Annotated in this window: 11 protein-coding genes; 7 read left to right on the forward strand and 4 right to left on the reverse strand. The window is 63.5% G+C overall.

Annotated features, from left to right (window positions below):
* Positions 1 to 26 precede the first annotated feature (26 nt).
* The 4 genes from yidD (at position 27) to FJ970_RS18200 (ending at position 4502) form a co-directional block, all read left to right on the forward strand.
* Positions 27 to 395 carry a membrane protein insertion efficiency factor YidD gene (yidD, locus tag FJ970_RS18185; RefSeq protein ID WP_140760559.1) on the forward strand — a complete coding sequence of 123 codons (369 nt, stop codon included), beginning with the start codon at positions 27 to 29 and terminating at the stop codon, positions 393 to 395.
* 140 nt (positions 396 to 535) lie between these two features.
* The gene (gene blaOXA / locus FJ970_RS18190) at positions 536 to 1354 is read left to right on the forward strand and encodes a class D beta-lactamase (RefSeq protein WP_140760561.1); all 819 of its coding nucleotides are present in this window, start codon (positions 536 to 538) and stop codon (positions 1352 to 1354) included.
* A gap of 145 nt (positions 1355 to 1499) precedes the next feature.
* Complete coding sequence (thrS, locus tag FJ970_RS18195) at positions 1500 to 3476, forward strand: threonine--tRNA ligase (protein ID WP_140760563.1); 1977 nt, start codon at positions 1500 to 1502, stop codon at positions 3474 to 3476.
* A gap of 87 nt (positions 3477 to 3563) precedes the next feature.
* The gene (locus FJ970_RS18200) at positions 3564 to 4502 is read left to right on the forward strand and encodes a lysophospholipid acyltransferase family protein (RefSeq protein WP_140760565.1); all 939 of its coding nucleotides are present in this window, start codon (positions 3564 to 3566) and stop codon (positions 4500 to 4502) included.
* Between the two features lie 3 nt (positions 4503 to 4505).
* Here FJ970_RS18200 and FJ970_RS18205 read toward each other — a convergent pair whose 3' ends face one another.
* Entirely contained in the window at positions 4506 to 5468 is a 963-nt protein-coding gene (locus FJ970_RS18205; RefSeq protein ID WP_140760568.1) for a hypothetical protein, read from the reverse strand.
* A 155-nt stretch (positions 5469 to 5623) separates the two neighbouring features.
* On the opposite strand from FJ970_RS18205, the gene FJ970_RS18210 reads away from it, so the two are divergent.
* Together FJ970_RS18210 and FJ970_RS18215 are read left to right on the forward strand one after the other, a co-directional pair.
* Entirely contained in the window at positions 5624 to 6208 is a 585-nt protein-coding gene (locus FJ970_RS18210; RefSeq protein ID WP_140760570.1) for a nitroreductase, read from the forward strand.
* The gene (locus FJ970_RS18215; protein WP_140760572.1) at positions 6209 to 6817 is read left to right on the forward strand and encodes a flavin reductase family protein; all 609 of its coding nucleotides are present in this window, start codon (positions 6209 to 6211) and stop codon (positions 6815 to 6817) included.
* Positions 6818 to 6820: 3 nt separating this feature from the next.
* On the opposite strand, the gene FJ970_RS18220 is transcribed toward FJ970_RS18215, so the two are convergent.
* The gene (locus tag FJ970_RS18220) at positions 6821 to 7702 is read right to left on the reverse strand and encodes an HpcH/HpaI aldolase/citrate lyase family protein (RefSeq protein ID WP_140760574.1); all 882 of its coding nucleotides are present in this window, start codon (positions 7700 to 7702) and stop codon (positions 6821 to 6823) included.
* Positions 7702 to 8154, reverse strand: a complete 453-nt coding sequence (locus FJ970_RS18225; protein WP_140760577.1) for a MaoC family dehydratase — start codon at positions 8152 to 8154, stop codon at positions 7702 to 7704. Before FJ970_RS18225 ends, FJ970_RS18220 begins: the two co-directional genes overlap by 1 nt.
* A gap of 151 nt (positions 8155 to 8305) precedes the next feature.
* Here FJ970_RS18225 and FJ970_RS18230 point away from each other — a divergent pair, with 151 nt between their 5' ends.
* Complete coding sequence (locus tag FJ970_RS18230) at positions 8306 to 9430, forward strand: DUF2336 domain-containing protein (RefSeq protein ID WP_140760579.1); 1125 nt, start codon at positions 8306 to 8308, stop codon at positions 9428 to 9430.
* Here FJ970_RS18230 and FJ970_RS18235 read toward each other — a convergent pair.
* A complete protein-coding gene (locus tag FJ970_RS18235) occupies positions 9427 to 11496 on the reverse strand; it encodes an FUSC family protein (RefSeq protein ID WP_140760582.1) in 2070 nt (689 codons plus the stop codon). The two genes, FJ970_RS18230 and FJ970_RS18235, sit on opposite strands and share 4 nt — an antisense overlap.
* Positions 11497 to 11507 lie beyond the last annotated feature (11 nt).

An 11507-nucleotide genomic window follows, 5' to 3' on the forward strand; every position in this document is an offset into this window, starting at 1 on the left:
ATCACCTTGGAAACGCGGAGATCGCAGTGGGCGACCAACACGAGCATGCGCATACGGCGTCGAGGCGCGGCCGCAACTGGCCTGGTCCGTGGCGCAAGACGCCCGGCCGTTTGCTCGGCACGTCGCTCGTGCGACTTTACCAGCTGACGCTGTCCGGTTTTGTCGGCAATTCCTGCCGTCATCTGCCGACCTGTTCGGAATACGCGCATGAGGCGATCGCCCGCCATGGCCTTTGGGCCGGCGGCTGGATGGGGTTGTTCCGCGTGCTGCGCTGCGGCCCATTCGGCACGCACGGCATCGACCTCGTGCCGGAAGTGCTGGCGTCCCGTTACGTCTGGTTCATGCCCTGGCGGTACTGGCGGATTGGCCGTAAGCGCGGAGAAGCCCGGGGGTGAGGGCGCTGGTCGCACCGCGCCGGGTTTACGATCCGGTAGGGTTAACGCCAGCCTGCACGACAACTGCGCATTTGAGACAAAATCGAGACAAGAGGCCTCGCTAAGCCAGCTCGCGAACCCCCTCCTGGAGCGAGCATCCCATGCGCAACATCGACCGTCTTCCCTTCATCTTTGCCGGAGTCCTGTTCCTGCTCGCCTGGCTGTTGGGATTTCCAATGCGCGCTCAATCGGCGCCGCTCGGGGATGTGCGTTGTACCCTCATCGCCGATGCCCAGAGCGGCAAGATGCTTTACCAGGAGGGTACCTGCGACCAGCGCTTCAGCCCGGCATCGACATTCAAGGTGCCACTTTCGCTGATTGGCTATGATGCCGGCATCCTGAGCGACGAGCACACGCCAAGCTGGGACTATAAACCCGAATTCAACGCGGTGAAGCGGGATCGGAAAACCGTCGATCCGACGATATGGGAACGCGATTCCATCATCTGGTTCTCACGCGAGATCACCCGCAAGCTCGGAGCTGAGAAATTCGCCGGCTATATATCTAAGTTCAACTATGGCAACACTGACGTTTCCGGCGATCCCGGCAAGGATGACGGGCTCACCCATTCCTGGGTCAACTCTTCGCTCGAGATCACGCCGGTCGAACAGGTTGCCTTCCTGCGGCAACTGCTCGCCGGCACAATGCCGGTGTCGGCCAAGGCGCATGAAATGACGCGGGCCATCATACCTAGCTTCAAGGCCGGCGATTGGGCCGTTCAGGGCAAGACCGGCAGCACCAGGCTCGGCGAGGGCGGCAAGGACAAGCGCTCGCTCGGCTGGTTTGTCGGCTGGGCGCGGAAAGACGGCCGCCAGATCGTGTTCGCCCGGCTCGTCGTCGATACGAAGCGGACCGACATGCCGAAGGGGTTGGCGACACGGGCCGCGTTCCTGAAAGACCTGCCGCAGCTGATTAAGTGAGCCGGGCTTTACGGCGGCGGCATCTGCTCATAAAAGACTGCCGCCGCCGGACGCCTCCGGCACCCTGGCAGGTCGCAGTTCCCGAACCGCTGATATCTGCATTTTACCACCCGCGCTCGTTTGCGGGACTGGATAGGAGATACATATGCTGAATTCCGTTTCCCTGACATTTCCCGATGGCTCCGTGCGCGACTACGACGCAGCGATGACCGGCGCCGGCCTTGCCGAATCGATTTCGAAGTCGCTGGCTAAGAAGGCCGTGGCCTATGCCATCGACGGCACCGTGCGCGACCTCAGTGATCCCCTGGGCAAATCCGGCAAGGTCGAGATCATCACCCGCGAAGACCCACGTGCGCTGGAACTCATCCGCCATGACACCGCACACGTGCTGGCGGAAGCCGTTCAGGAGATATGGCCGGGAACGCAGGTGACCATCGGGCCGGTGATCGAGAACGGATTCTATTACGATTTTGCCCGCAACGAGCCGTTCACCCCGGACGATTTCCCGGTGATCGAGAAGAAGATGCGCGAGATCATCGCGCGCAACAAGCCGTTCACCAAGGAGGTCTGGTCGCGCGACAAGGCGAAGAAGGTCTTCGCCGACAAGGGCGAGCGCTACAAGCTCGAACTGATCGACGCCATTCCCGAGGATCAGGATCTCAAGATCTATGCGCAGGGCGACTGGTTCGACCTTTGCCGTGGTCCGCACATGGCCTCGACCGGCCAGATCGGCAACGCCTTCAAGCTGATGAAGGTGGCCGGCGCCTATTGGCGCGGCGATTCCAACAACCCGATGCTGACGCGCATCTATGGCACGGCCTGGGCCGACCAGGCGCAGCTCGAAGCCTACCAGACGATGCTGGAGGAGGCCGAGAAGCGCGACCACCGCAAGCTTGGTCGCGAAATGGACCTGTTCCATTTTCAGGAGGAGGGGCCGGGCGTCGTCTTCTGGCACGCCAAGGGCTGGAAGATGTTCCAGAACCTGGTCAACTACATGCGCCGCCGCCTCGACGAGCAGGGCTATCAGGAGGTCAATGCCCCACAGGTGCTCGACAAGAGCCTGTGGGAGACTTCGGGCCACTGGGGCTGGTACCGCGACGCCATGTTCAAGGTGACGGTCGCCGGCGACGAAACCGACGATGACCGCGTCTTCGCGCTGAAACCTATGAACTGCCCGGGTCACGTGCAGATATTCAAGCATGGGTTGAAGTCTTATCGCGATCTGCCCGTTAAACTTGCTGAATTCGGCAATGTGCATCGCTACGAGCCGTCGGGCGCGCTGCACGGGCTGATGCGCGTGCGCGGCTTCACGCAGGACGATGCACATATCTTCTGCACCGAGGAACAGCTGGCATCCGAGTGCTTGCGCATCAACGACCTGATCCTGTCGACCTATGCCGATTTCGGTTTCGACGAAATCAGCGTCAAGCTGTCGACGCGGCCCGAAAAACGTGTTGGCACGGATGAGGCCTGGGATCATGCCGAGGCGATCATGGGCAGCGTGCTGGAGACGATCAGGACGCGCTCCGGCAACCGCATCAAAACCTCGATCAATCCGGGCGAAGGCGCCTTCTACGGGCCGAAGTTCGAGTATGTGCTGAAGGATGCGATCGGCCGCGAATGGCAGTGCGGCACGACGCAGGTCGACTTCAACCTGCCGGAACGTTTTGGCGCCTTCTACATCGGCTCGGACTCGGAGAAGAAGCAGCCCGTCATGGTGCACCGCGCCATCTGCGGCTCGATGGAGCGTTTCCTCGGCATCCTGATCGAGAACTATTCCGGCCATTTCCCGCTGTGGTTCGCGCCGCTGCAGGTGGTGGTGGCGACGATCACTTCGGACGCCGACAGCTATGCGAACGAGGTCGTGGCGAAGCTGAAAGCCGCCGGGCTGTTGGCGGAAGCCGACCTGCGCAACGAGAAGATCAACTACAAGGTCCGCGAGCACAGCCTGGCCAAGGTGCCGGTCATCCTCGTCTGCGGCAAGCGCGAGGCGGAGGAGCAGACGGTCAATGTCCGTCGGCTCGGTTCGCGCGACCAGGAATCGCTCGGCCTTGCCGAAGCGATCGAACGGCTGACCGAAGAAGCGATCACACCTGATCGCCGGCGCAAGCGCGCCGCTTGATTCGGAGCGTATTCGATCGAATGGCGGTGGAGCGATCCACCGCCGTTTTTCATATCCCTGTCACGGCAACGTTGTAACGAGCCCTTCATGCTCAAGCTGAAATCGCGCGAACGACCGTTCCCCGAGCTTTCCTACGCCAATCCGCACCAGCCGGCTCTGGCGCGCTGGTTCATTCATTCGGTGGAAGGCCTTTCGGGCCGCGACCGGTTTGCCGCGCTCTATGAATTCTGGCGCCATCAGGTTGTGCCGACCGGTGAGCGTGTGTTCAGCCGCATGCTGGACCTCATCGATGTGGGCGTGCGAACCCCCGACCAATGGCCGCCCGCGCACTTGCCCGACACGCCGCTGGTAATCATCGCCAACCATCCCTTCGGCATTGGCGACGGCATCGCCGTGCTGTCACTGGCAGAGCAACTCGGGCGACCTTTCCGAGTGATGATCCACAAGGATCTGCTCAGGATTCGCGAGATGGGACCTTATTCGCTGCCAATCGACTTTTCCGAGACCAAGGACGCGGTGAAAAACAACATGGCGGTGCGCCATGAGGCGGTGCGGCTGCTGAAGGAGGGCGTCACCATCGTGGTGTTTCCGGCTGGTGGCGTTGCCACGGCGCCAAACGGTTTTGGCCGCGCGCGCGACTTGCCATGGAAGATGTTTCCAGCCCGCCTCGTCCAGGAAGCCAAGGCGTCGGTCATTCCCATGCATTTTTCCGGCCAGAACGGTAGACTTTTCCATCTGGTCAGCGGCCCGATGAACATGGCCGAGCGCGACGGGCGTGTGGCCAAATTCGTAGGCAAGGCCTCGCTGACCTTGCGTACCTCGCTGCTCATCCGTGAATTCGCGCGGCTGTCCGGCAAGGCGATCGACGTGCGTGTCGGCAATGTACTCAGCTGGAGCGAACTGGAACCGTTGCGCGACCGCAAAGCGTTGCTCGATCGCTTGTATCGCGGCGTGTTCGACCTGGCGCCAGAGCTGCCGCGTCGGCGCATTCCCTTCCTGCCGGCCCGAACCAAGCTCGCCGCATAAAGGCTAATCGGCTCCTTCTTCCGGATCCATCGCCGCCGCTTCGGTCGCCAGGACCTCGATCTCCTGATTCTGCCCGCCAACGACCGTGAAATCCTTCTGGTAGATGCGGTCGCGGTTCTTGGCGATGATGGTGTAGTCGCCTTCGGCCAACACCATAGAGGCGAAGGCGCCGACGGTTTCCTTGATCGGATCGCCGGATTCGTTGAGCAGCGACCACGAGGTGTCGGCAATCGCTTCGCCGCCAGCCTCGCGCACCAACTTCATGGTGATCTCGGCGGCGTGATGTTCGACGGTGGCTTCGGTCAGCTTGCCGGCCTCGACACGGATGTCGGATCGGATGACGGCGTTGACCGCGCCATAGGTCGAGACGACATGGTAGATGCCGGCATTGAGCCGCACGACGCTGTTGGGTTCGACATCGGGAATGATCAGCGCGCGGTCGCCATTGGCCTCGGCGGTGCCCTCATAGATCGAGAAGCGCAGTTTCTTCGGGGGAATGCGCACGCCGCCGGACAGAACCGCGTCGAGCTTTAAACCACCAGCATCGAGGACCAGGCTTTCTCGCTTGGCATCCTTGCCGACGGTGATGCGCTTGGTGGCGCCGGCACGGCCATAGGAGGCGTGGACCAGATAGCTGCCGGGCTCGAGCTGGAAGACGGCGCTGCCGCCATGCGCGGAAGCGACCATCGGCAATTTGCCGTTGACGGCTTCAGGCTTGAAGACACGCCAGACGAGGCCGCGGGTGATGTCGGTGCCTTTGTCGGTCAACTGGGCCGACAGGGTGATGGCGCCACCGCCGCCAAGCGCCAGCGAGGTCTCGCTCTTCGGCGTCGCATAGCTCGAAATTCCGGGAAGTTTCAGGTCGCCGACGCCGTCCTTTTCCTGCGCGACAGCCATGGAGACCGGCAGCAGGAACAGCGCGGCGCAGAGCCGGACCAGGAAAAGACGCAGTCGCCCCTCAAACATGCCTTGCGTTGAAGCCCATGGCGGTGGCAATTTCAAGGCTTAAGAGTCCGATGCGCGACTCTTCAGCCCGGCGCTAGCGCGCCTTTGCCCGAGCCGCCCGAATTCCCGATGGTGCGCTTCAGCTCAAAACAGAACGTTTTAGGAGACTTGCGCCCATGGCGTCGCCGATCATCGACTTCCTGCTGACCCGAAATTCAGCGCCGATTCCCGACCTCAGGGAGCCGGCGCCCGGCGATGCCGATATCGCGACGATGATTGCCGCCGCCACACGCGTGCCCGACCATGGACGGCTCGAACCTTGGCGCTTCATCCTCTATCGCGGCGAAGCCCGCATCGAGATCGGCAAAAAGCTGGCGGCCCTGGCCGAACAACGTGAGGGGCCGTTGCCGGAAGGCCGTCGCAACCAGGAACTGGCGCGTTTCTCGCGCGCGCCGCTTGTGATCGGTGTCGTGTCTATTGCCAGGGAGAACCCAAAAATCCCGCAATGGGAGATGTTCCTGTCCGGAGGCATGGCGGCGATGAACCTGATGATCGCGGCCAATGCGCTCGGCTATGGCACCAACATGATCAGCAACTGGTATTCCGATGTGCCGGAGGGCAGGGCGATTCTCGGACTGGCACCTCGGGAGCGCGTCGTCGGCTTTGTCCATATCGGCTCCTATGCCGGTCCGGCACCGGAGCGGCCACGGCCCGATCCGGCAAAACTCTACGCCGACTACGCCGGGCCTTGGGCGGGCTGAATGTTCTACGAGCCGTCCAAGGGGCACGGGCTGCCGCACGATCCTTCGAAGGCGATCGTGGCGCCGCGCCCGATCGGCTGGATATCGACGCTGAACAAGGCCGGTGAGGTCAATCTCGCGCCATACTCGTTCTTCAATGCCGTCTCGACCCGGCCTTTCATCGTCTGGTTTTCCTCCGAGGGCGAGAAGGACAGCGCCTCGTTTGCGCAGGAAACCGGCGAGTTCGTCGCCAATCTGGTCAGCCGCGACCTTGCGGAGAAGATGAATTACACGTCCGTCGACGCACCGCGTGGCGTCAACGAGTTCGTCTATGCCGATCTCGCCATGGCGCCCTCGCGTCTCGTCAGGCCGCCGCGTGTGGCTGCAGCGCCCGCCGCGCTCGAATGCCGGGTGACGGAAGTGTTTCGCCCAAAGGCGCTGGACGGATCGTCGACGAGCGCCTTCGTCGTCGCCGGTGAGGTGATCGGCGTGCACATCGACGATGCTTTCCTGAAAGACGGCCTGTTCGACATCACCAAGGCCGGCAATGTCGCTCGTCTCGGCTACATGGAGTACGCCAGCGTCGATGAGGTCTTTTCGATGCGCCGGCCGCGCTGGGAACAAAAGTAGCTGTCAGACGGATATACCGGCCGCCCTTGCGCGCGCCAGTAGGCGTTCGGCCAGCCGCAGATGCGGGCGGTCGAACATCTTGCCGTCGATGCCGACGACGCCGGGATTTCCGGCTGCCTCGAATGCCGCCACGATGGCCGCCGACTGCTTCACCGCCTCGGCCGAGGGCGTGAAGGCAGTGTTGATGACGGGCACCTGATCAGGGTGGATCGCCATCTTGCCGGTGAAGCCGTCACGCTCGGCCTCGGCGCATTCCGCGGCGAAGGCCGCCGTGTCGCGAAAATTCGGAAACACGGTATCGATCGCCGCGACTTCCGCCGCGCCCGCGGCAAGGATGGCCATGGTGCGGGCGAAGCGAAACACGTCCGTGTAGCGGCCACGCTCGTCGCGGGCGGCGCGCGCGCCGACCGCGGCCGACAGATCCTCGGCCCCCCAGGTGAGACCGGCAAGCCGCGCGCTCGCTCCGGCATAGGTCGATGCCGCCAGCACGCCCGCCGGAGTTTCGGTGATGATCGGCAGGATTTTTATCGAACCGTCGCGCAGATCGTTCTCGGCCTCCCGGACCCTGAGCTTGGCCGCGAGTTGCTGCACATCCTGGCCGCTGTTCGATTTTGGCAGCATGATGCCGTCCGGCCTTGCCGGAACGAGCTTGGCAAGATCGTCGTCCGTCAACCCGGTCGAGAGGTCGTTGACCCTGATATAGATCGCCGAGCTGGTTTGCCCCCTGCGTTCGAGGATGAAGCGCGCCGCGATCTCGCGTGCATGCGCCTTGTTGTGCGACGCCACGGAGTCCTCGAGATCGACGATGACCACGTCGGCACCGGCACCAAATCCCTTTTCCAGCTTCCGCTCGGAATCGCCGGGAACGAACAGCAACGAGCGCATCAGGCCGCCTTCTTCAGCATCATCGCTTGTCTCGTGCATTTGGCGACGAGATCGCCATGCTGGTTATAGGCGCGATGCTCGAATTCGACGATGCCGCGATCGGGTTTCGACCTGGATTCGCGCACCGAAATCACCGTTGTTTCGACACGGATGGTGTCGCCATGAAATACCGGATGCGGAAACACGGTTTCCTTCATGCCGAGATTGGCGACAGTGGTGCCGACGGTGATGTCGTTGACCGAAATGCCGATCATCAGGCCGAGGGTGAACAGCGAGTTGACCAGCGGCTTGCCCCATTCGCTCTTGGCGGCGAAGTCGAAGTCGATATGCAGCGGCTGCGGGTTCAGCGTCATCACCGAAAACAGCATGTTGTCGCTTTCAGTGACGGTCTTGCGCAGCGTGTGCTGGAAGACGTGGCCGACGACAAACTCCTCGAGATATAGCCCGGCCATTTCTGTCTCCTGCGCTGTCTGACGGTTGATAGGCGCTGCCTCCAGCGCTCGCAAGCCAGTTAATGAACATGGTGAACCGTTCGTAAACCATTTCTGCCTACCGTCGTCAGCGGGGCCGGAAACCTTCCGGCAAGGGGCGTAAGCAGACGGCATGGTTGTTGTTTCGCATTTCCTGAAATGGATCTACACGGCCAGGGTGTCGGAGCGCGCCGCCGCGGCCAATGCGCTGGCCCGGGCCTATGTCAATTCAGAATTGCCATTCGAGGACCGCTGCGCCGCCGAAGCGGCGCTCACGCTGCTGCTCGACGATGCCTCGTCGAAAGTGCGGCTGGCGATGGCGGAAGCGCTCTCGATGAGCCACCACGCGCCGCTGCAGATTATCAGCGTGCTCGCCGCCGACCAGCCGGAAGTCGCCGGTGTCGTGCTGGCGCGCTCGCCGCTGCTTACCGACGCCGATTTGATCAACCGTGTGGCGGCGTGCCAGAAGGCAACGCAGAAACTGATCGCCGACCGGCCTTTAGTCTCGATGGCGCTGTCGGCGGCTATCGCCGAGATCGGCGAGGCGGAGGCCTGCGCCGTGCTTTTGGCCAACACCGGCGCCGACATTGCCTCCCTCAGCTTTCGCCGCATGGCTGAACGCCACGGGCACCTGCCTCTGGTGCGCGAGGCGCTGATATCGGATATCAGGCTGCCTGCCGACTGCCGGCATATGCTGCTCATCAAGCTCGGCGAGACATTGAAGACGTCGCCGCTGGTCATGGCGTTGATGGGCGCGGCGCGAGCCGACCGCGTCATGCGGGACGCCTGCGTCAAGGCCTCGGTGACCCTGATCGAGGGCACGCGCCAGGAAGAACATTCCGCACTGATCGAGCATCTGCGCCTGCGCGGCGATCTGACCGCGAGCTTCCTGATCCGCACCATCGCGCACGGCAAGGTCGATTTCTTCGGCTCGGCGCTGGTCGCGCTCAGCCAGCAGTCCGAGCCAAGGGTGAGGGCGCTGCTGGCCGGCGGGCACGATGTGGCCCTGCAGGCGTTGTTCCGCAGCGCCGGCCTGGCCGCCGCCACGCATGCGGTCATCCTGCGCGCCCTGAAGATCTGGCGTGAGGTCGCCAACGGCAAGCGCGTCGCCGGCGTTCAGGAGGTCAGCTGGCTGATGCTCAAGGAATTGGGTGGGCAATCCGCCGAAGGCGATCTCGCCGCCCTGGTCAAGTCGATCCATCTTGATGCCCTGCGCGAGAACGCACGTGGCCATGCGCTGGCGATCGCCGCAGCTTAGGTTTTGTCCCTCGCGAAGAAATCCGGGAAATCCTCCATCGCCGCGGCGATGATGCGCAGGGACGCTGCGATCTGCAGCATGTCGCCGGTGGCATTTCGCTGGGCGATGCCTGCCGCATACTGCCGGGCGACGGCGATGGTTGCTGTTTGCGGATCGCCAGGGGCACGAAAAAGCAGCTCGCGCGCCAATCCCCTCAGGAAGTTGGCGATTGAAAGCGCCGTTTCCGATGGGATGGCATGGTTTTGGCTGGCAGTGCGCAGCCGCAGGATCTCCAGGCCGACCGTGACGGAGGCGACGCCGCCGCCCAGCACCGCCTCGCCCTTCCTGCCGGAATTCTGCACCAGCGGCATCAACTGATTGACCCGGTCATAAGCGAGGCTCTCGAAGGCTGAACGCCTCGGCACGCGCTCGTGCAGGCAAAGCCGCGCCAAATCCTCGCGCATGGCCCGCACGATGCGGTCGGCCGCGAGCCATGGATCCGCCGGCAATACGACAATGAAGACGCCGATCGCCAGCAATATGCCGACCAGGATCGATGCCGAGCCGGCGAAGAAGGGGCCGGGATCGTAGGTCATCGCCTGATGCGGGCTGAGGAAGGCCAGGAAATTGATGGCGAAGGCGGTCGCCACGCCGACATAGCGCGGATTGGCCATGGCGAGCGCCGCCGGCACCATGATGGGCACGACGAACAGCATGAACCAGCCGAAGCCGGGCAAAGCGGGAAGCGCGACCTGACCGACGAGAAAGGCAAAGGGCAAAGCGAGCAGCGTTCCCTTGAAGAACCCCCAGGATACCTGCACGGGGTCGGGCCGTGCGGCAAACAGGCTCGACACGACGGCAACGAGGATGACGGTGCCGGCCGCTTCCGACCACTTCGTCGTCAGCCAGAATGCCGCGACCAGCAGCGTGGCAACGGCCGCGCGGATGGCGTTGCGCGCGGCACCGGGATAGTCGCGATGCACCACCAGTGCCGGCTGCTGGCTGCCGGGACCTGGCCGGCGGGTGACCGGCGCGCGCAAGGCGTCGAGGCCGCGCAACACCTGTTTCAGCGCCTCGGCGAAGTCGGCCGCTATAGTGAGGCGCGTGATGGTCCCGACCCTGTCCTCACCTTGGTCGGCCGAGGTATCGGGCATTTGCCGGGCCCTGGTCGAGATCGCGTCGAGTCGCGCCAACCAGGGCGAGGTATCGTCCAGAGCTCCCGGCTTGGCTGCCAGTTCGCTGACAAGGGCCTGCAGCTCCGAGCGTACCGGGATGAGGGCTGCGTTTTTCGGAGCGGCATGCGAATAGAGCGCACGCGCCGCCGAAAGGGCCGAGAGCAGCTGTCCGATGGTGCGTCGCACCGGATGCGCGCGAGGCGCGAAGCTCGGCGCTTCGAGCCTGGCATAGGCGCGCATCTCGCCAAGCGTCTGGGTGTCGGCGACAAGCTTCCGGTGCAGGCCGATGAGCGTTGCCCGATCGCCGCCGGAGAACGCACCGCCAGCGTAAGTGGCGAGGTCGAGAATGCAGCGTTTCAGCCGCGAGATGATGGCGTCGCTGGCCAGTTTTGGCAGGATCAACCGGCTGGTGAGGCCGGCGCAAACGATGCCGAGCACGATCTCGGCACAGCGCGCGACCGCGAGGTCAACGACCAGATGCGGCTGTCCGAAGGCGGGCAGGCCGATGATCATGGCGGTATAGCCGGCAAGTGCGGCGCCATAGGCTTCGGGATTGCGCAGCAGCGACGAGACGAAGGTGCAAATGCCAATCCAGACGGCAAGTACCGTCACCAGAATCCAGGGGCCGGTGCCGAACGCCATGGTGATGCCGATTGCCGCGACGCCGCCGGCAAGCGTGCCGAGCAGCCGGTAGAAGCCTTTCGCGAGCACCATGCCGGCAACCGGCTGGGCGACGATGAACACCGTCATCATCGCCCATTGCGGATGGTCGAGCTTCAGCGCATAGGCGACGAGAAGCGCGATCATGCCGGCCGAAACGGTGCGCAGGGCAAAAATCCAGTCCGAGCGCGTCGGTTGCGTCAGCCCAGCCAGGCTCGTCTCGAAATAGATTTTCAGCCGCGCCCAGGTCACAGGCCGGTCTC

This window comes from Mesorhizobium sp. B2-1-8, from assembly GCF_006442545.2.
Taxonomy (GTDB): Bacteria; Pseudomonadota; Alphaproteobacteria; order Rhizobiales; family Rhizobiaceae; genus Mesorhizobium.